The 21,310-nt window shown below is 35.5% G+C and carries 19 protein-coding genes and 2 tRNA genes; 14 read left to right on the top strand and 7 right to left on the bottom strand.

Translation table 11 applies throughout. The features are described 5' to 3' along the window. The first annotated feature begins 94 nt into the window (after positions 1-94). The 12 genes from dnaE to Q0L65_RS10880 all read left to right on the top strand — a co-directional run bounded on the left by dnaE (position 95) and on the right by Q0L65_RS10880 (position 11,686). Positions 95-4,636 (top strand): DNA polymerase III subunit alpha, encoded by a 4,542-nt coding sequence (dnaE, locus tag Q0L65_RS10935; protein WP_296686257.1) that lies wholly within the window; start codon positions 95-97, stop codon positions 4,634-4,636. Positions 4,637-4,755: 119 nt separating this feature from the next. Beyond that, a complete protein-coding gene (gene trxA, locus Q0L65_RS10930; RefSeq protein WP_229318210.1) occupies positions 4,756-5,073 on the top strand; it encodes a thioredoxin in 318 nt (105 codons plus the stop codon). 92 nt (positions 5,074-5,165) lie between these two features. After that, entirely contained in the window at positions 5,166-6,092 is a 927-nt protein-coding gene (locus Q0L65_RS10925) for a DUF58 domain-containing protein (protein WP_296686251.1), read from the top strand. 86 nt (positions 6,093-6,178) lie between these two features. Beyond that, positions 6,179-6,252 (top strand) — tRNA-Asp (locus Q0L65_RS10920). A 354-nt stretch (positions 6,253-6,606) separates the two neighbouring features. Continuing rightward, positions 6,607-7,083: a hypothetical protein gene (locus Q0L65_RS10915; protein WP_296686250.1), complete on the top strand. Its 477-nt coding sequence runs from the start codon at positions 6,607-6,609 to the stop codon at positions 7,081-7,083. Positions 7,084-7,107: 24 nt separating this feature from the next. Then, a complete protein-coding gene (gene ruvC, locus Q0L65_RS10910; protein WP_296686270.1) occupies positions 7,108-7,686 on the top strand; it encodes a crossover junction endodeoxyribonuclease RuvC in 579 nt (192 codons plus the stop codon). Positions 7,687-7,690: 4 nt separating this feature from the next. Further along, positions 7,691-8,929 carry a radical SAM family heme chaperone HemW gene (gene hemW / locus Q0L65_RS10905; protein WP_296686248.1) on the top strand — a complete coding sequence of 413 codons (1,239 nt, stop codon included), beginning with the start codon at positions 7,691-7,693 and terminating at the stop codon, positions 8,927-8,929. A gap of 66 nt (positions 8,930-8,995) precedes the next feature. Then, positions 8,996-9,373 (top strand): GxxExxY protein, encoded by a 378-nt coding sequence (locus Q0L65_RS10900; RefSeq protein ID WP_296686246.1) that lies wholly within the window; start codon positions 8,996-8,998, stop codon positions 9,371-9,373. A gap of 50 nt (positions 9,374-9,423) precedes the next feature. Further along, entirely contained in the window at positions 9,424-10,206 is a 783-nt protein-coding gene (locus Q0L65_RS10895; RefSeq protein ID WP_296686244.1) for a cyclase family protein, read from the top strand. Positions 10,207-10,215: 9 nt separating this feature from the next. After that, complete coding sequence (locus Q0L65_RS10890) at positions 10,216-10,608, top strand: hypothetical protein (protein ID WP_296686242.1); 393 nt, start codon at positions 10,216-10,218, stop codon at positions 10,606-10,608. Between the two features lie 10 nt (positions 10,609-10,618). Next, entirely contained in the window at positions 10,619-10,990 is a 372-nt protein-coding gene (locus tag Q0L65_RS10885) for an MmcQ/YjbR family DNA-binding protein (protein WP_296686241.1), read from the top strand. Between the two features lie 45 nt (positions 10,991-11,035). After that, positions 11,036-11,686 (top strand): PH domain-containing protein, encoded by a 651-nt coding sequence (locus Q0L65_RS10880; protein WP_296686237.1) that lies wholly within the window; start codon positions 11,036-11,038, stop codon positions 11,684-11,686. Positions 11,687-11,718: 32 nt separating this feature from the next. On the opposite strand, the gene Q0L65_RS10875 is transcribed toward Q0L65_RS10880, so the two are convergent. Together Q0L65_RS10875 and Q0L65_RS10870 are read right to left on the bottom strand one after the other, a co-directional pair. Beyond that, on the bottom strand, positions 11,719-12,105 hold the full coding sequence (locus Q0L65_RS10875; protein ID WP_296686235.1) for a DUF423 domain-containing protein: 387 nt from the start codon (positions 12,103-12,105) through the stop codon (positions 11,719-11,721). Between the two features lie 21 nt (positions 12,106-12,126). Further along, positions 12,127-13,515 (bottom strand): dipeptidase, encoded by a 1,389-nt coding sequence (locus Q0L65_RS10870; protein WP_296686233.1) that lies wholly within the window; start codon positions 13,513-13,515, stop codon positions 12,127-12,129. Positions 13,516-13,671: 156 nt separating this feature from the next. On the opposite strand from Q0L65_RS10870, the gene Q0L65_RS10865 reads away from it, so the two are divergent. Then, positions 13,672-13,753: transfer RNA gene (locus Q0L65_RS10865), tRNA-Leu, on the top strand. A 189-nt stretch (positions 13,754-13,942) separates the two neighbouring features. Here Q0L65_RS10865 and Q0L65_RS10860 read toward each other — a convergent pair. From Q0L65_RS10860 to Q0L65_RS10840, 5 genes are all read right to left on the bottom strand, one after another. Then, a complete protein-coding gene (locus tag Q0L65_RS10860) occupies positions 13,943-14,191 on the bottom strand; it encodes a hypothetical protein (protein ID WP_296686231.1) in 249 nt (82 codons plus the stop codon). A 195-nt stretch (positions 14,192-14,386) separates the two neighbouring features. Further along, positions 14,387-14,746, bottom strand: coding sequence for a hypothetical protein (locus tag Q0L65_RS10855; RefSeq protein ID WP_296686229.1), 360 nt, complete (start codon positions 14,744-14,746; stop codon positions 14,387-14,389). 57 nt (positions 14,747-14,803) lie between these two features. Then, positions 14,804-16,600 (bottom strand): DNA methyltransferase, encoded by a 1,797-nt coding sequence (locus Q0L65_RS10850; protein WP_296686226.1) that lies wholly within the window; start codon positions 16,598-16,600, stop codon positions 14,804-14,806. A gap of 41 nt (positions 16,601-16,641) precedes the next feature. Beyond that, positions 16,642-17,559, bottom strand: a complete 918-nt coding sequence (locus Q0L65_RS10845) for an SEC-C domain-containing protein (RefSeq protein ID WP_296686224.1) — start codon at positions 17,557-17,559, stop codon at positions 16,642-16,644. 99 nt (positions 17,560-17,658) lie between these two features. Next, on the bottom strand, positions 17,659-18,357 hold the full coding sequence (locus Q0L65_RS10840) for a hypothetical protein (RefSeq protein ID WP_296686221.1): 699 nt from the start codon (positions 18,355-18,357) through the stop codon (positions 17,659-17,661). A 237-nt stretch (positions 18,358-18,594) separates the two neighbouring features. On the opposite strand from Q0L65_RS10840, the gene Q0L65_RS10835 reads away from it, so the two are divergent. Further along, positions 18,595-21,033, top strand: coding sequence for a hypothetical protein (locus tag Q0L65_RS10835; RefSeq protein WP_296686219.1), 2,439 nt, complete (start codon positions 18,595-18,597; stop codon positions 21,031-21,033). Positions 21,034-21,310: the final 277 nt, after the last annotated feature.

Here is a 21,310-nt window from a genome sequence, read left to right as displayed (position 1 = left end):
TAATTTTAAATTGTTTACAACCAGTTAAATAAACAGTCAAAATCAAGCTGATTTTGATTCCCGACCTTAAATCGGCGGGCTGGGATGAAGATGTATGTACTTAATATTTGATACCGAAACCACAGGTTTACCAAAGCGTTGGGATGCGCCCATCACCGATACTAACAACTGGCCACGTTGTATCCAAATTGCTTGGCAGTTGCACGATGATATGGGGAAACTCATCGAGCATCAGGATTATTTGGTCAAACCAGAAGGGTTTAATATTCCCTATGATGCGGAACGAATTCACGGTATTTCAACAGAATTAGCCGAAGCTGAAGGGATTTCTTTAGCCGAAGTTTTAGAAAAATTCAATATTTCTTTGGCGAAAGCCAAATTTATTGTGGGTCAAAATTTAGGTTTTGATGTCAATATCATGGGATGTGAATTTCACCGAATGGGAATCGAATCGCCAATGGCATCGCTACCTGTTTTGGATACGTGTACCGAAGTAACAGCCTCGCTTTTGCAATTACCTGGTGGACGTGGTGGGAAATTCAAATTACCCACGTTGACCGAATTACATAGCTATCTTTTCAACCGACCTTTTGCAGAAGCCCACAACGCGACAGCCGATGTGGAAGCTACAACGCGATGTTTTTTAGAATTAATTCGTCGGGAAGTATTTACAAAGGAAGAATTAGATGTGCCTGCTTCTTATTTTCAAGATTTCCAAAATAGAAACCCAAGAGAAATTGAATTAATTGGGTTAAAACATATTAATTTAAAGGAAGCTTCAGATAGAATTCGTCAGCAGTTTGGAGAGAAACAAACGGAGACCGTTTCTAAAGCAACACTTTCGGAGAATAAAAAAGTATTAATTGATGCTGATTTTGTGCATCTTCATAACCATACTCAATTCTCGGTTTTGCAATCTACCATTAGTATTGCAGCTTTGGTTAAAGCCGCAGCAAAACATAAAATGCCAGCGGTGGCAATGACAGATCATGCTAATTTAATGGGGGCATTTCATTTTGTGCGTGATATTTTAGCACATAATAAATCGGTAGCGGCTAAGAATAAGACGGCTATCGAAAATGGAGAAGAGCCTACTGAAGTGGCGATGAAACCGATTGTGGGTTGCGAATTTTTTGTTTGCGAAGACCACAAAGATAAGTCCCGAAAAGATAATGGGTATCAAATTGTCCTTTTGGCGAAGACCAAAAAAGGTTACCATAATTTGGCTAAAATGTCTTCGATTGCTTATACCGAAGGGTTTTATTATGTGCCACGAATTGACAAAAAAGTCATTCAACAATACAAAGAAGATATTATTGTTTTGTCTGGAAATCTCTACGGAGAAATTCCAAATAAGGTCTTGAATTTGGGAGAAAATCAAGCCGAAGAAGCCTTACTTTGGTGGAAAAATGAATTCCAAAATGATTTTTATATGGAGGTCATGCGCCATAATCAGGAAGATGAAAATCGTGTCAATACGGCTTTGGTTGCTTTGGCTAGAAAGCACGAAGTGAAGCTGGTGGCAACCAATAATATTTTTTATATCGACAAAGAAAATGCCAATGCCCATGATATTCTATTGTGTGTGCGTGATGGCGAAAAGCAAACTACGCCAATTGGTCGAGGTCGAGGTTACCGTTATGGCTTGCCTAATCAGGAATATTATTTCAAGTCGGGTGATGAGATGAAACAACTCTTCAACGATTTGCCTGAGGCGATTTCGAATATTGCCGAAATTGTAGATAAAATTGAAATTTACGATTTAGCGCGTGACGTTTTATTGCCAAAATTTGAAATCCCCGAAGAGTTTTTAGTGCCTGAAGATGAAGTGGACGGAGGAAAACGTGGAGAAAACAAGTATTTACGTTACCTTACCTTTGAAGGAGCTAAAAAACGCTATCCCGAAATTACTCCTGAAGTCCAAGAACGATTGGATTTTGAGTTGATGACCATTGAAAATTCAGGTTATCCAGGGTACTTTTTGATTGTTCAAGATTTTATCGCCGAAGCTAGGAATATGGGCGTTTCTGTTGGCCCTGGAAGGGGTTCGGCCGCAGGATCTGTAGTGGCGTATTGTTTGAAAATCACGAATATCGACCCACTAAAATACAATTTGCTTTTTGAGCGTTTCTTGAATCCAGACCGTGTTTCTTTACCCGATATCGATATTGATTTTGATGATGAGGGACGAAGCAGTGTAATGGACTACGTTATTCGAAAATACGGTTCCAAACAAGTAGCTCAAATTATCACCTATGGTAAAATGGCTACCAAGTCAGCTATTCGTGATACAGCACGTGTATTGGATTTGCCGTTATTTGAGGCCGATAAAATTGCGAAGTTAATTCCGGGAATGATGCCGTCGAAATGGAATTTGGCTCGTTTTCTAAACGAAGACGATGCTTTAATCAAAAAAACAGTTCGCCCAGAAGAATACGATAAAATCAAAGAATTAATTGCCTTAGCCGGCGGAAGTGATTTAGGAGGCGAAACTATTCAACAAGCTAAAGTTTTAGAGGGAAATCTTCGAAACACGGGAATTCATGCTTGTGGGGTGATTATTACGCCGGATGATATTACGAATTTTGTACCGGTTTCAACCGCTAAAGATTCGGATTTGTTTGTGACCCAATTTGATAACTCGGTGGTAGAAAGTGCCGGTTTGTTAAAGATGGACTTCTTGGGGTTGAAAACCCTAACCTTAATTAAAGATACGGTTAAATTAGTGAAATACAGATCTGGAATTGATTTGAATCCAGATGAATTTCCTATTGACGACTTGAAAACATACGAATTGTTTCAACGTGGCGAGACAGTAGGGATTTTTCAATATGAGAGTCCTGGAATGCAGAAATACATGAAGGAATTAAAGCCGACGGTTTTTCCTGATTTGATTGCCATGAACGCCTTGTATCGACCAGGTCCGATTGCCTACATTCCGAGTTTTATTAAACGTAAAAATGGAGAAGAGCCTATCGAATATGACTTGGCCGACTGTGAAGAGTTATTGAAAGATACCTACGGAATTACCGTTTACCAAGAGCAGGTAATGCTTTTGTCACAAAAATTAGCTGATTTCTCAAAAGGAGATGCCGACGTTTTGCGTAAAGCAATGGGAAAAAAGATGATTGATGTATTGGCTAAAATGGAGCCAAAATTCATCGAGCAAGCTATGGCAAAAGGGCACGCCAAAGACAAATTAGAGAAAATTTGGAACGACTGGAAAGCCTTTGCCGAATATGCATTTAATAAATCGCATTCTACTTGTTATGCTTGGATTGCTTATCAAACGGCCTATTTGAAAGCCAATTATCCTGCCGAATACATGGCGGCGGTACTTTCTAATAACATGAGTGATATTAAGCAAGTATCCTTCTTTATGGAAGAATGTAAGCGAATGGGATTGCAGGTTTTAGGGCCAGATGTGAACGAGTCGTTTTATAAATTTACGGTAAACGATGATTATGCCGTTCGTTTTGGAATGGGAGCGATAAAAGGAGTAGGGTCAGGAGCTGTGGCTACGATTGTAGAAAACAGAAAAGACGGAAAATACAAATCGATTTTTGATTTGACCAAACGGATTGATTTGCGTGCTGCCAATAAAAAAGCCTTAGAGAATTTGGCTTTAGCCGGAGGCTTTGATTCGTTTGAGGGGACTACCCGCGCGCAATATTTTCATGATGATGGCGATGGAATTACCTTCTACGAAAAAGCAATGCGTTACGGAGCCAAGTTCCAAGAAAATGAAAATTCATCGCAAGTGAGTTTGTTTGGAGAAAGTAGCGATGTGCAAATTGCCGAGCCTGTGGTGCCACCTTGCGAGGATTGGAGTACGATGGAAAAATTAGCCAAGGAGAAAGAAGTCGTTGGAATTTATATTTCAGGCCATCCGTTGGATGATTTCAAGTTTGAGATGAAATATTTCTGCAATGCTAAGTTGGAGGCACTGAAACATTTAGAACAGTACGTGGGTAAAACACTTTCTTTTGGCGGAATAATTAATAATGTACAACATCGTGTGGCTAAAAACGGTAAAGGCTGGGCCTCCTTTTTTCTGGAAGGATATGATGAAAGTTACGAGTTTAGAATCTTTGGAGAAGAGTATTTGAAATTCCGTCATTTTTTGATTCAGAATAACTTTACCTATATGCGAGTTTTAGTGAAAGAAGGATGGGCAGATAAAGAAACGGGTAAAAAAGGAGAACCTCGATTGCAGTTTACGTTAATCCAATATTTGCAGGATGTTTTGCCTTCTTTTGCCAAAAAGTTAGTGCTATTATTGAATATCAACGATATTCAGTCCGATTTCATTCAGCAATTGAACCAACTTTTCCAAGAGAATAAAGGAGACAATACCGTTACTTTCGAAATCATGGAATTGGAAAAAATCACTAAAATTGTCGAAACTACTTCTGAAATTGCAGAAACTGAAGAAGAAATATTTGTAGAAGAAACCGATACTGAAGATGCTGATGTTCCTTTGATGGAAACTCAAAAAGTTAGCACGACTACCGAAGTAGAAGAAATCAATGTAGTAACTAAATTAAGTATGCCGAGTCGAAAATTAAAAGTTAAAATATCCAACGAGTTGCTGTTGGAATTGGAAAAAAGACAAATTAACTTCAAGTTGAATTAAATTGGCGTATAAAAAAAGGCAATACATTCATAATCAAAACTAATTTAAGAGTGATGTAAGAATGGTTTTTAATTTATAGATTTGCAGTACAATTAATAAACAAGTAAAAAGAAAATAGTATGGCATTAGCAATAACAGATGCTACTTTTGACGAAGTAGTTTTGAAATCAGACAAACCAGTTTTAGTAGATTTTTGGGCAGCTTGGTGTGGACCATGTAGAATGGTTGGTCCAATCGTTGATGAATTGAGCAACGAATACGAAGGTAAAGTAGTTGTTGGAAAAGTGGACGTAGATGCTAACCAAGAATTTGCAGCAAAATATGGTGTTAGAAACATTCCAACGGTTTTGATTTTCAAAAACGGAGAAGTAGTAGGAAAACAAGTAGGTGTAGCTCCAAAACAAACCTATGCAGATAGTTTAGACGCATTGTTGTAATCGACGGATTGCATTGATATAAACAAAGGATTGGCGAAAGTCAATCCTTTTTGCTTTATGTAAAGTACCAATCGTTTTCTTATATTTGGATAATGAATATTGAATCACAAAGAGATATAGTTTCTAGTTTTCGTCATTTGGAGTTGTTGGCTCATCAAGTGGTGGAAGGATTCATTTCGGGCATGCATAAGAGTCCGTTTCATGGTTTTTCAGCTGAATTTGCCGAGCATAAAGTGTATAATTCAGGAGAAAGTACCAAACATATTGATTGGAAACTATTTGCCAAAACTGATCGTTTGTTCACTAAGCAATACGAAGAAGAAACCAACTTGCGATGTCATATTATTATTGATAATTCTTCGTCGATGCATTACCCCATTGTAAAAGAAAATCAGCCTTTTTATGAAAGTAAGATAGGCTTCGCGGTAATGGCATCGGCAGTTTTGATGAATGTATTGAAAAAACAACGCGATGCGGTAGGCTTGAGTGTTTTTTCGGACACCTACGAATATTATGCGCCAGAGAAAGGGAGCGATCGTCACCACCGAATGATTTTAAATGCGCTTGAAGGACTTTTGGAACAACCGAAAATTTCAAAAAGTACCGATACCATTACATTTTTACATCAAATTGCAGAGAAAATCCATCGGCGTTCGATGATTATTTTGTTTACCGATATGTTTCAGTCGGGAAATGAAGAGGCTTTATTTAACGCTTTGCAACATTTGAAACACAACAAGCATAAGGTGGTTTTGTTTCATGTTTTTGATGCTAAAACCGAATTGGGTTTTGATTTTGACTCCACTCCCCGAAAATTTATTGATGTAGAGACAGGAGAAGAAGTGGCGGTTTTTGCCGATACGGTTCAAGAAGAATATGAAAAAACGGTGGCAGCTTATTTTAAAAAGGTAGCGTTGACTTGTGCTCAAAACAGAATTCAATATGTTCCGGTGGAGGTGGGTGAAAATTTTGAAAAAATACTGTTGACCTATTTGGTTGAAAAACAAAACTTTGGTTGATTTCAAGACGTATTATTTAATTTTTTTTACAAAAACGCTTGCGTAAACGGAAATCTGTTGTATATTTGCAACCGCAATTAAGCAGAGGTTTGGTAGTTCAGTTGGTTAGAATACATGCCTGTCACGCATGGGGTCGCGGGTTCGAGTCCCGTCCAGACCGCTAAATTGGGAAAAGCACTTCGTAATGAAGTGCTTTTTTGCCCAAAAACGGTATCTAAAGTTAGTTGTGTTGTTTGGTCGGCCTTGTAAGCTGACCGGGTTTAGTAGTTAGACCAATGAAAAGCTTTCCAAAGCTTCTGAATTTATTCAGAACTAAGGATAGCTTTTTTGATTTACAACGGTACTAAAACGTTATAGTAGTTTTTTTTCTCTAAAAGTAGCTGCTTCATCTTATAATTTTTCTTCATTTTTTTCTATTTCCCTTCTTCAATTAAGATTTGTTGGTTTTATAGCGCTTCTCAAAAAAAAATAATTGTATTTTTATCCCATATTAGTTCCATTCAAACACAAAACATTGAAGTATTATTTTCTTTTATTAGTTATTCTCTTGTTTAATTCTTGCCAATATTTTGGGAAGCAAGTGCCTTCTGAAAAGGAATTGTTGGCAAAAGAGTTGAACGAAATCAACTGGAAAGAAGTAGATGAGTTTCCTTCACTTACAGATTGTGAAAAAATAGAGGATAAGACCCAGCGCCAACAATGTTTTTTTGAAATTTTAACTCAGTTAATTCAAGAAAAATTGAGTGTTGATACACTATCAGTTCTTTATCCAGAATTGGACACTATTGAGGTTAAAGTGACGGTTTTTCCTAATTCAACCATGCAATTCGAACCACAATTTCCTAAAGATTCGGTGGCGTATGATACGATTAAAATTGACAGTATTTTAAAAGCTCGATTGGTTGACTTTCCAAAAGTGAATCCTGCTATCAAACGTGGAATTCCAGTTAAAACTCAATTTATTCTTCCTGTTATACTAAAAGTCGAGTAGTTGCTACCTATAAATAAACCTCAATTGGCAAACGAACGCATCATATTAGGAATTGACCCTGGAACCACCATTATGGGTTTTGGATTGATTAAAGTAATCAATAAAAAAATGGAATTTTTGCAATTGAACGAACTGCAATTATCTAAGTACGACAATCATTATCAAAAGTTAAAAATCATTTTTGAACGGACTATTGAATTAATCGAAACACATCATCCAGATGAAATAGCTATTGAAGCTCCTTTTTTTGGAAAAAACGTACAATCGATGTTGAAATTAGGTCGTGCACAAGGTGTTGCTATGGCAGCGGGACTTTCGCGCGGTATTCCTATTACAGAATACGAACCTAAAAAAATAAAAATGGCCATAACTGGAAATGGAAATGCCAGTAAGGAGCAAGTAGCCAAAATGCTCCAACAATTATTAGGCCTTAAAACCTTGCCCAAAAATTTAGACTCCACCGATGGATTAGCAGCAGCCGTTTGTCACTTCTTCAACTCAGGCCGACTAGAAATTGGCAAAAGTTATTCGGGCTGGGATGCTTTTGTGAAAAATAATGAAAATAGAATAAGCCCCCCAACCCCCAAAGGGGGAGTAAAATAACTACATGTTTGATTCAGAACAAAAAATAAACAATTTTCACAACTCCTCCCCTTTGGGGAGGCTGGGTGGGGCTGGAATCTACATCCATATCCCCTTTTGCAAGCAAGCTTGCCATTACTGCGATTTCCATTTTTCGACTTCGATGAAGAAGAAAGAAGAAATGGTTTTGGCTTTGGCCAAAGAATTGCAACTGCGCAAAAATGAGTTTCAAGTGGATTCTAAATTCTCTGGAGTTGAAACCATTTATTTTGGAGGAGGAACGCCATCGGTCTTGACGGTTGATGAAATTCAGTTTTTAATTGATACAGTGCGTGAACATTATGCTGTTGCCCAAAATCCCGAAATTACTTTGGAAGCCAATCCTGATGATTTGTCTGAAGAAAATCTTATTGCCTTTGCGGAAATAGGGATTAACCGACTTTCTATTGGAATTCAGTCTTTTTTTGAAGAGGATTTAAAGTTAATGAATCGCGCTCATGATTCGGTGCAAGCCAAAAAATGCCTAGAAATAGCTACCCGTTATTTTGATAATATTTCACTGGATTTAATTTACGGAATTCCCGACCCGAGCCAGAATGGCGAACAGGCGAAGCAAATGTCGAACGAAAGATGGCAGCAAAATATTGAAACGGCATTGTCTTTTGGAATACCGCACATTTCCAGTTACGCCTTGACAGTGGAGCCTAAAACCGCGTTGAACAAACTGATTCAAACAGGTAAAGTAGCTTCGCCTAATGATGAGGTAGCCCAAGAACATTTTATGATTTTGGTCGAAACGCTGGAAGCCAATGGATTTGTTCATTATGAGTTGTCTAATTTTGGCAAAGAAAATTATTTTTCTAGGAATAATTCGGCCTATTGGTTGGGTAAAAAATACATCGGAATTGGCCCTTCGGCACATAGTTATGATGGTGACTCTAGAAGTTGGAATGTTGCTAATAATGCCTTGTATTTGAAAGCACTTCAGAATGACGAATTGCCTAATGAAGTCGAAAATTTAACTCTCGAAGATCGCTATAACGAATATATTATGACGGGTTTACGAACGATTTGGGGTGTTTCTTTAGTCCGAATTGAGCAGGAATTTGGGGCTCAATATTTGGATTATTTGAAGCAACAATCACAAAAATTCATTGATGATGGTTTACTTTCTATTACCGATGGAATATTGAAGCCAACATTAAAAGGTAAATTTTTAACAGATGGAATAGCAAGTGATTTGTTTTGCCTAAATTTGGAATAATCTAACCGCAAGGGTCGCAAAGTTTTCGCAAAGAACGCAAGATAAAAATATACGCCAATATTCAATATGACAGAAAACGAATTGTCAAAAATAGTATTTGATTGTGCTTTAAAAGTGCATCAAAGTTTAGGTCCTGGCTTACTAGAAAGTGCTTATGAAGAATGTTTGTTTTATGAATTAAAAAAGCAAGGGTTAAATGTTGAAAAGCAGAAGCCACTGCCCTTAATTTATGAAGAAGTAAAACTTGATATAGGTTATAGAATTGATGTTATAGTAAACAATAAACTAATTATTGAAATCAAATCAGTTGAGGCTTTGAACGACGTTCATTTTGCTCAATTGTTAACGTATTTAAAATTAACAAATTGTAAATTAGGTTTGCTAATAAATTTTAATGTTACCTTAATTAAAAACGGAGTAAAAAGAGTAGTTAATAATCTTTAAAACTTTGCGAACCTTGCGTAAAAGACTTTGCGCACTTTGCGGTTAAAAAAATGAAAACAACTATCACACATAATAATTCTACTTTTCAAATAGACTTATCAAAACCCATTGATATTTCCATTCCAATAACGAATGACGAGCAAAATCCTATTGCTTGGCACCAAAATGCCCCCGAAATTACTCCTGTAGTTATGGGAGATTGGATTGGGAAAGTAGCTGAAGGGCAATCGTCAACGAATTTCAATAATCTATTTTTCAATCCGCATGCGCACGGAACACATAGCGAGTGTTTAGGGCATATTACAAGAGAATTTTACAGTATCAATCAATGTTTGAAAGCGTTTTTCTTTTGGGCAACTTTAATTTCGGTTCAACCAGAAAAAGTAGGGGAGGATTTAGTGATTTCAAAACTGCAAATTGAAAAGGCGTTGAAATCTGTTCATAATTCAGAAATTAAATCAGAAGCCATTGTTATTCGAACATTGCCAAATGACGTTTCAAAAAAATCATTAAACTATTCCAATACGAATCCGCCTTTTTTGTCTGAAGAGGCAGCGTTGTTCCTTCGCGAAAGCGGAATCCAACATTTGTTGATTGATTTGCCAAGTGTTGATAAAGAGAAAGACGGGGGTAAATTAGTAGCACACAAAGCCTTTTGGAATGTTAAAGATGTGAACCATTTGAATGACGATGCAAGACTGAATTGTACGATTACCGAGATGATTTTTGTCCCTAACGAAGTGCTTGATGGCAATTATTTATTGAATTTACAAATCGCTTCATTTGAAAATGATGCTAGTCCGAGTAAACCGATTTTGTATAGTCTAGGCTAATTATTTTTTATGAAAAAGTTTATTATAATATCGTGTTCTATTTTAATTTTATTCTTATCGTATTTAGCTTTTTGGGTTTATTCTGCTACTGACACCAAAAATGTTAAATTAACTGGATATGTTTTTGATAAAGAAACAAATAAACCTATTAAAAATGCTAAAGTAGAAATAGAAAATTATCGTTACGAAAGTGATAATGGATTTTCAAATCATGATGAATATCTAGGAGAAGATGGATATGAATTGTTATCTAATAATAACGGATTTTATGAAATCACAATTGATAAAAGTGCATTTATAGTTATTGAGATCAGAAAAGATGGTTATAAGCTTAAAACAGAAAGTGATTATTCTTTAAAAAGCATGAGTTTTAAAACTAGTTTAGAAAAAACTAATAACTAATAATTCAAAAATGAACATTGAACAATTTTTCGATTATTGTCTTTCTAAAAAAGGAGTTACAGAACATTTTCCGTTCAATGAAGATGCTTTGGTGTTAAAGGTAGGCAGTAAAATGTTTCTTTTGAGTTCGCTAAGTTCATGGGAAAACGGAAATCCGCAGGTCAATTTGAAATGTGATCCCGATAGAGCTCAAGAATTGCGTGCTGAATACGACGGAATTCAGCCGGGGTATCATATGAGTAAAAAACATTGGAACACGGTTGCTATAAATGAAGATGTTTCTGATGTTTTAGTTAAAGAGTTAATCGACCATTCGTATGAATTGGTTTTTAGCAGTTTGCCTAATAAAATAAAAAATGAAATTCGGATAGTAGAAAATTAGGTAGTATATTTACTTTTACTAAAATAATTCCCAAATAAAGCGATTATGAATGAGCAACTTAAAAAGTTTTTAAACGAAGAACAAGATCCTAAAGCCATCGAAAAAGTCATGTCAAAATTGAGTGATTTATTGATGAAAAATGAAGAAATTGGTTACATAGCGGTGCAGAAAAAACCAGCTATTACCGTTTTGCCAGATAGTATTGTGGTGACTAATAAACGAATCATTATTTGTCAACCTAAAAATTTAGGGCTTTCGATGAATTTTACAGATTATTCTTGGGATGAGATTGAAAGTACTTTTGTTAAAGAAGGTATTTTAGGTTCTGATTTTTCATTTGTAACCAAAACCGAGATTTCGGTGACTATTGAATACATTCCGAAAGTTCAAGCAAGAAAGATGTATGCTTTTGCTAAAGAACAAATCGATTTGTTAAAAGGAGGTTCAGATTTGAACATTAACGCAGCGGTAGAAGAAGTCGAAACAGAAGAAGTCAGTTCATTTGCAGAGATTATGCCTGCTCAAGTCCCTTCGTTTTCTGGATTTAGCTCTATGGATACAGATAAACCACTCAACGAATTGTCATCAGACGAGCTTTTTGAAAAGTTGCAGAACTATAAAAAGTTACTTGATAACGGGTTGATTTTACAAGGTGAATATGATGCCTTGAAAAAGGAAATTCTGAGTTATATGTAATAAAAAAGCGGTTTCATTTGAAACCGCTTTTTTTATCTTTTTACTTTTAGAATAGAAAAACCAAGTATTCCCCAAGCCAAGATGAGTAATAAGCCACCTATTGGGGTAATGAATCCAATGCTTTTAAAATTGATACCTGTGATTCCCATTGAGGACAACAGATAAATCGATCCTGAAAAGAAAAGTACTCCTATTATAATTAGGTTATAGATTGTTTTTTTAGTTTTCTCCAGAATATCATTTTGAGTGGCTAGAAAGAACAAAAAGAACGCTTGGTACATTTGGTAACGCACCCCTGTTTCAAAACTAATCAATTGTTCGGGAGTCAATACTTTTTTCAAAGTATGGGCTCCAAAAGCTCCTAAAATAATGGCAGCCATTCCTAAGAATGCGGCTGTTGCTGTAATTTTTTTATTCATTTTTTCAGATAAAAAGGAAAATTATTTACTCAGTTCTACAAAATATTTATAGAATAACGGAATAGTTTCGATTCCTTTCAAGAAGTTGAAAATTCCGAAATGTTCGTTTGGTGAGTGAATTGCATCACTGTCCAATCCAAATCCCATGAGTATCGTTTTGCTTTTCAATTCTTTTTCGAATAACGCAACAATAGGAATACTTCCGCCTGAACGAACAGGAATAGCTGGAACTCCAAAAGTTTCGGTGTAGGCTTTGTTAGCGGCTTGGTAGCCAATGCTGTCGATTGGAGTCACATAGCCTTGTCCGCCATGATGTGGAGTTACTTTTACGGTTACTCCTTTTGGAGCGATACTTAGAAAATGGTTGGTAAATAATTCAGTGATTTCCTCCCAATCTTGATTTGGAACCAAACGCATTGAAATTTTGGCGAAAGCCTTACTCGCAATCACAGTTTTAGCCCCTTCGCCAGTATAGCCACCCCAAATTCCGTTGACATCTAATGTGGGACGAATGGAGTTTCTTTCATTAGTTACATAGCCAGTTTCGCCATAGACTTCTTCAATATCCAACGCTTTTTTATAGTTTTCTAAACTGAAAGGTGCTTTGGCCATTTCGGCTCTTTCGGCAGCAGAAAGTTCTTCTACTTTATCATAAAAACCAGGAATAGTAATATGATTGTTTTCGTCATGCAAAGAAGCAATCATTTTAGTCAGCACATTGATTGGGTTAGCCACGGCACCGCCATACAATCCGGAGTGTAAATCACGATTAGGCCCTGTAACTTCTACTTCTACATAACTCAAACCGCGTAGTCCTGTCGTAATAGACGGTTGTTGGTTTGAAATCATTCCGGTGTCTGAAATTAGAATGACATCATTTTTGAGTTTTTCTTGGTTGCGTTCTACAAACCAACTCAAACTTTTGGAACCGATTTCTTCTTCGCCTTCAATCATGAATTTTACATTGCAAGGCAAACAATTCGAATTAATCATGTATTCAAATGCTTTGACGTGCATGTACATTTGTCCTTTGTCATCGCAAGCGCCACGTGCGAAAATAGCGCCTTCAGGATGAATTTCGCTAGTTTTAATTACAGGCTCGAATGGAGGAGAAGTCCATAATTCCATTGGATCTGGCGGTTGCACATCATAATGTCCATATACCAACACGGTTGGCAAATTAGGGTCAATTGTTTTTTCGCCATATACAATGGGATAGCCTGGCGTATCGCATATTTCAACTAGATCACAACCTGCTTTTTCTAAACTTGCTTTTACGGCATCGGCGGTGTCGAATACATCTTGAGAGTAAGCAGTATCAGCACTTACGGATGGTATTTTTAGTAATTCAATTAATTCATTGATGAAACGTTCTTTATTTTGCTGAACGTAAGACGCTATGTTTTCCATAATTGGGTTTCAAATTATACAATCAAAAGTACAAAAAAGCAGTGAAATATTTTTTGTTTAATTTGCTTTGTAAATTAGAACTTATGTGTATATTTGCACCCACAAACGAAAGTTCACCGAACACTTCTTTTAATTAAGATCTTGTGAGGTAATTGCGCGGATATGGTGAAATTGGTAGACATGCCAGACTTAGGATCTGGTGCCGCAAGGCGTGTAGGTTCGAGTCCTATTATCCGCACTGAAACTTATAATAAAACCCTTAAAATCAATATTTTAAGGGTTTTTTCTTTCTCATAATTCCCGTATTTTTCCCGAAATAATTATTTTTTGTCTACTTTGTCATGAGTCCAATAAAATAATAAAGGAATACTTTAACGGTTCTTAAGATTTTAATTGATTTATAACTTACGCTCGTGAATTATTTCAATTATTTACCATCCACTTGGATTGTATACTTAATAAACCCATTAAAACCTAAATTGTCGACTCCAAATTCAAAAGGATCAACATCTCCTGTCAAAACATCTGATGTATTTTCATCTCCGAATCTTGATCGAACTTCTTCATATAAATCTTGAATTGATTTATTTTTAATAGAAAAGTTTTTAGGAATTTCAAATGATTGATGCACAACCGCTTCAGTAATAATTCCGAACGTAATGGTTTTTGTTGCCATAATAATTTTGTGGGTTAACCTATACCACCCACGAGGTTTTAGTTAAAAATTGAAATAAAAATCCCTGACCCACCAAAAAAATCGGTGCGTAAATTCAATTAACGAAATGGTATAGGGAGTGTTAAAAATTCTCTTTTACAGAGTAGTTACCAACGTTGCTGTAGATGACAAGTCGGTCTTACGAAATAGTTGTGACTAATTCACTCTAGGTCGTATAAACGAATAATTACAAAGTTGGTCTGAGTCCCTGCATATTATTAGGTTTGAGACTCCACTGTGGATGCACTCGTTTTCAGATTCAATCATGTAGACCGATTCCATACATTGATCATAAAAATCACACCATTGATCTGAGTCAGGGTCCAACTCCTGACAATCCTCGTCCAATTCCTCCATAAGGATATTGATCATATCCCATTCGTGGTAAATCACTCGATTCGTCGCTAAGTCAATTCCCATTACGGATCTGTCAAATTTGGCTTCCAAAAAATTCACATTTGAAAACATCTCTCTAAGTTCAAGGACACTTTTGTCCGAAAAATAATTGTACTTCATTTTTTTTAATTTTTAATTTTTAAATAAATTTGGGTTAATGAACCCTTTACCGCTTGTTTATGCCGCTTTTCTTGATTCTTGGAGTTCGTTTAATTGTTCCATTATTCCGTTCTCCTTAATTAGTTTTTCTGTCTCGATAACTTTTTTGATGGTTTGGTTATAGTAGTTCTCTTCGATTTCAATCCCAACGTATTTTCTTCCGAGAAGAAGTGAAGAAATCATTGAATTACCAACACCATTCCAAATATCAATTATCGTATCTCCAGGAGCGGAACCTTCTAGTATTAATGTAGAAGTAAGATAAATTGGAGAGGTTGAACTGTGCTTCACTTCCTCTACCGCTCTGAAATAATCCCCGGGGTTTCCAGTGTTACCCCTAATAATTTGCTCACAATAATTTTCATCCAAGGTATTGAGTATCTTTTTAGCATTTGACTGAATGTATTTCCCTCCACGATTAGACTCAGGATTGTTGGAGTGATTCGTACAACCCTCAGTAAGTTTAAAAACCGTTTCAGCTTCTTCTTTCATTAACATATATGGATTCGTATAACAGTCGTCAGGATTAGCTGAGAATCTATATATGAACTCATACCCCTCAACTGAATCTTTATAAGAGTATTGTCTTCTAAGTGGATTGGTTTTAACCCACAGCTTTCTGCCAACAAGGAACATACCTAATTTCATCATCTCAATTACGAGATGCTCTGTAAAACAAGAATACTGTTTATTACCCTCCACTTTGTAGTCATACACAATAAGATAAATTGAACCATCCTTAGTCAAATAAGGTAAGTACCTGAAATAAATCATTGCTACGTACTGAGCAAACTCTTGAGCAGACATATTAGATAATTCCTCATGATTAATCTCCCAAGGTCTTGGCTTTCGTTTTGTGCCATAACCATACTCACATGAACCCACTACCATTCGAGCCATTTTGTGTACCAATGATCTTAGGTCAACCGTTCCTGAATCACCATTGATAATGATGGAATTCTCAGAAATGTACTCCTTATTGAGTTCCTTAATGGGTGTTTTTCCATTCTCATACAAATTGATTACCCCTTTGGTCTTATCCAATTGTTTAATGGTGTCGGAAATGTCCTCAACCGTGATCTCGTTTTTTAGAAACGGAACAGCTATCTCAAATTCAGAGTTGTTGGTCAAATCCATTTTATCTCCCAAGTCGATTACTCTCTCGAAATCACAGCCATAATCGATTAGCTTCTCCACAATTTCAGGTGTAATTGATTGAGTTGTTTCATTTCTTAGTAGCCCACAAAATTTCAATCCTTGAAGAAGTGACAATTCACCACCAAAAACTTTAGTAACAACCGAATCATGTATTGTCCCACCAAGTTCTGTCTCCAAACGAAGTAGTTTCTTCACACGCTCCTCTGGGTAGCCTGTTTCTTTAGAAATCATTTCCAAACGATTGTAATTTTTAATCCCTTTCTTGGGTGGATAATTCAAGCCGTGATGAATAAACTCATTTCGTTCCTCTCGACCTTTTTTAACTCTTTGTTTATTGAGGTCAACGATCAAGTTCCTAATCTGATTCTCGTCTTCCATTTCAATGTAAATTACCTCAATCTCTTTGGCTCCGTTTCGGATCATTTCGTCTGCTTTACCTGCTCCACCAACAAGTCGGAAGCAACCCCCTTCCTTGTCAGGAGGAACAACAACTGGTGAGTGAACAGGTTTCCCGTTGGTTCGTTTAATTGATTCCTCAAAATACCCCTCTTGAATTGGGTCATACATTTCCCTGTGATAAGGGTGTTCTTCTAGATTATCCACCGCGATAATCATAGGCTTTTTAGTCAGGTTGCCGACAAGGTTATTGTTTACCATGCTTACTCAATTTTAATTACTAATTTATATTTCATTCTTTTTTATGCTACTCCATTAAATTGACAAAATTGAGTTTCCCATTCTGAAATGATTTCGCTTATTTTGAAATACCCATCATATTTTTTATCGGTGCCGTTGGATGAATACCAAACTTCGCCAACTTTATACCAATTTTCTAATTCAAGACCATTGCTTATTAGAGTATCAATACTATCGGAAAATCCGTTATTGTTCTGCTCATGAGTTATGTAAAGTTTTTCCATTGGATGACCATAGGTTTGTTCAACATCTTGAACAGTCCAATCAAAAATCAATTCTGTAGCCATGGGAACTGTTCCTCTTTTAAGAAAGTGTTCTCCCTCTAATTCAAAATTAGAAAGGACATCCTCTACATTAAACAAACTCATAACTATCAAATTCTTTTCTGTAACTCCTGTTTGAATTTGATGATTTTTAAAATGTGTTACCAAATTATATTGATCTGTCCATGATGGTGACACAATTAAATTGGTTCTACACATTTGGTCATATTCCTCGACAGTCATACATCTGAAAAGTGGTACCAATTCGCCTTTGTTTTCTAATGTCCAAATTGCGTAAGTTGGTTTTACCTTCAATTTGGATGTAAACTCCCAAACTTGCTCGAAATTCGCCATGTGCCTATTACCATGTGAATTCCAAATAGGATAAAAGAACTGCTCCATAAATTGTTGGTCGTCATTAAATTTTTTCAAAACCGCTTTCAATTTTTCTACACTTTCAATTTCCGCTTTTAATGACTTTGGAATTGAAATTCTTTTTTGGGATTCGACTTCCATTTTTACAGATTCCACTGCTTTTTTTACCATACAACACTTTTTGTGTTTTAAACCGCTACCACAAAAGCAGAGGTCATTTCTACTAATTTTATTATCACTATTGATAATTGGACTTCCTTTTTGAAAATTAAAATTTTCCATTGTTTATATATATTTAAAATTAATTCTTGCAAAAGTCGGTAAATATATTTACCAACCGTTATTTTTGTAAAAAAATGGGGGTGCTTATACCCCAGTTTTTTACAATCCATAGGTTTCTTTATACATCTTCCACATTTCGAGTCGAACCGCATTTTCTATAAAATCACTTTTCTTAGTAGCTACAAACTCTATTACCCAATCTTCACCATTTAATGTTGCTTTCAAATCAGCCACAACCTTACTTTTATTAATACGGTAATCTAATATTGGATTGGAGTATCCTTCGAAATGATCTTCAAAAAATTTTGGGATTGAAAATTTCAAACCCGAATTACCTGATTTCCCATACGTCTTTGATATTTTTCTAACTCTTTTTCCTTGATCATCTATCCAGTTTATTTTTACCATGTCATATTTCACACCACTGCTTTTTTTGATAGATTCTGTACTATTGAAATCAAGATCATAAACAAGTTGTAGCCGTTGTAATCTCAAATTCTTCTCGAAAATCAGATTTTGAATTTTCTCAATAGTGTAGCCCTCCTTAGCTAACTTACTCAAAAAAGAACCTGAGTGATAAAACTCGGTAAACTCATTTAATAGTCGCTCTTTTTCTAAATCGATATTATTATTTACCTCTGTCATTATATTAATTGCACCCTGATCAACAGATCTCAACATTTTTATCACCTGATCATCAGGTACTCCTTCCAAAGTAGATAATGGAACCGCAGTAATAAACTTACTACCTTCAAGAGTAGTGTTTTTAAGATTCTGATATGTCAAGTCTATATTCATATTGTATTTTTATTTCATTTCTACGGTACAAATGTAAATACTATTTTTTGGTTGGTAAAATAAATTACCAACTTTTTTTCAATATTTTTTTATAAAATTTTTAGTTGATTGATTTTCAGTTATTTATAAATAATGTAAAACTGTTTAGAAATGGGTCAATTGACACCTTTCTGAAAAAAAAGGTTTTTTTTGGAAGTTGTACTTCTCTTTCTCAATTATTTTATTTACCATTTTAACATGAGTAATACAATAAAATACCAACTAACCATTGACCCGAAAACACAGCGGTCAAAACCACCTAAAAAAGAATTTGGGGGAATCACTAATCGTATGAATATGGTAACAGGACTTACCATAAACGAACTGGCAACATTTGTAGCAGAACCTTATTCCTACACTTGGACTGGTAGTCTATTTACTGGGAACGTCAATAATGAAAATTGGAACAGTCAATCCATCTTCGCTTTAGACTTTGATAATGGGGACATAACCATTGAAGAGGTATATGAAATTTTCAATACCTATAATATAGTACCACAACTTTGGTATAATACTCTATCGGATTCTGAGTCTCTAAGAAAATTTCGAGTGGTACTGTTCTTGGACACTCCTGTTTCCGATGTAAGAATCCATAATTTAATCACCGAGGGGTTGTTATCAATTTTTCCTCAAGCGGATAAAAAATGTAAAAATCCTGCTAGGTTCTTCCTTGGAGGTAAACAATCAGTTGTCACCAATACCAACCCGATTTCAACGGAGAGGTTGTTCCACCTACTGAGTATTGAACTAATTACCAAGGATGGAGGCAGATTAAGAAAAATCCCCAGTATCAACTTTATTCAAAATAATACCGGTTCTGGCGAAAAACGTACTTTTCTATATAATAACTATAGAAGTAGCTGTTTTCAACCAATTTCTACTACAACCCCTACAACTACAAAAGGGGGTGATATGACTTTCCTTGATATTAATGTAGCACGAACAAAAGTAAAGGTATTGGATCAATTTCTAAATGGTCAATGGTTTTACCACGATGAACTATTTGGGTTGGCTACCAACCTACATTATATTAAAGGTGGTAAAAAGTTAATGAAAGATACTATGAATTACTATAATAAGAATGGAACAACCCAATACACCCAAAACAATTTCAATATCATACCTTATATAAGTAAGGTAAACTATCCCCCAATTCCAATACACCAATTCTCCCCTTTCGAGCAGGATGATGACCTGTATGATTTGGTATCTGCTACAAAAGACATTAGAGGATTTGTAAAGGTCATTGAACCCATTAATCGAATTGAACTATCTCAAGCAGAAGAAATTCTACAAGAAAACTATCAAAGGGTAATTGAAGAAGGTGAAGTTGGAAAAATATATTTATTCTCTCTACCTACAGCAATTGGAAAAACACAATCATTAACATCAACTTTGGCAACCATCGCATTACCTACCAACGATTTAAAAAATGAAGTGGGTAATCGAATGGAAATGGAATATATAAAAACTCCTGACCCATTAGTGTTTGATAACAATTCCATTAATCTAAAATTACAGTACTACTACTCCATTGGACTACCTCATAAATCCATGGAGATTCTTAATTACATTATCAATTCTCGCAATTCCAATGAGTACTCTTCAGAGGATATACTTCGAGCTTCACAATATATCGAACAGGTTCAATTGTGTTATTCTTCTCCACTTAGTGTTCTAACCACACACAAACGAGTTCTACACGGTCATTTCCCTTTGGAGACAATCATATTTGACGAAGATCCAATAAGTTCACTCATTGATATTAAAAATATGTTTGTTTCTGACTTATTCAAATTAAGTTTGACCTCTAAGAAACTGAATGAACCCTTATCAAGAATCATTCAGTCCCTATCCGAATCAAATCCTTTGGAAATCAAAAAGACCCCTACATTTTTAATCGACATAGATTCTTTAGTAGAAGCAGTTTCAGAGACTTCAATACAATCCAATGTTTTTGATTTTCTAAACAGCTCTTTTTTTCTTAAAGACGGTTCAGATCCTGACCTTATTCATTACGTGGTAAAAAGAGACCTTCCTAAAGACAAAAAAATCATCATTATGTCAGCTACTATTCCAATTGAAATCTACAAGAAACTCTATCCCAACCGAATTGAAGTGATTGATATTGGAGATGTAAAACAGATGGGGTCTGTAATACAATTTACTAAAAGGTCGTGTTCAAGAAATTCATTAAACAGGTATAGTTCCCTTATCAGTGATGAAGTTGGAGAAAAACCTGTCATCACCTTTAAAACGTTTTCTAACCAATTTAAGAATACAGTAAAGGAAATGTACTTTGGAAATTGTTCGGGTTATGATACTCTAAAAGGTAAAGATATAGCAGTAGTTGGAACTCCTCACAGAAACAATATTGAATACTTTCTAACTTCTATGGTACTGGGAATTGAATTTAAAACAACTCAAACTACTATGAGTTTTCAGAGAATTGAGTATAATGGGTTTAAATTCAAATTCAATTGTTTTGATAATGAAGATTTAAGGATGGTTCAATTGTCGTTAATCCAATCTGACTTAATTCAAGCTGTTGGTCGGGCTAGGACTCTTAGAACTAACTCAAAAGTGGATTTGTACTCAAATTTCCCTCTACGAATAAGTGATGAATTTATATTTTAACCACTGCTCTTTTTGTCGTAAAATAGCGGTAGGTTTTGGTACGTTTTTGTCGTAAGAGACGACTATCTCGAATTGGAATTTCTTTTACCTGTACTTTTTCTAAAATTTATGATTGCACCACTTCTACCTGAAATTTTATTGCCGATCTGCGCCATGGTAGGGGTGTAATATTACTGGTGGGAAATTGACCCTTTCGTGAATCACAACCTCTTTTCTGAATTTAATTTTCAATTGTAATACAAAAATCAACTTTGCTTATACTTTATTAGTAAAGTCA

This window comes from Flavobacterium sp., assembly GCF_024642105.1.
Taxonomy (GTDB): domain Bacteria; phylum Bacteroidota; class Bacteroidia; order Flavobacteriales; family Flavobacteriaceae; genus Flavobacterium.
This window is presented reverse-complemented; position numbering and strand designations above follow the sequence as displayed.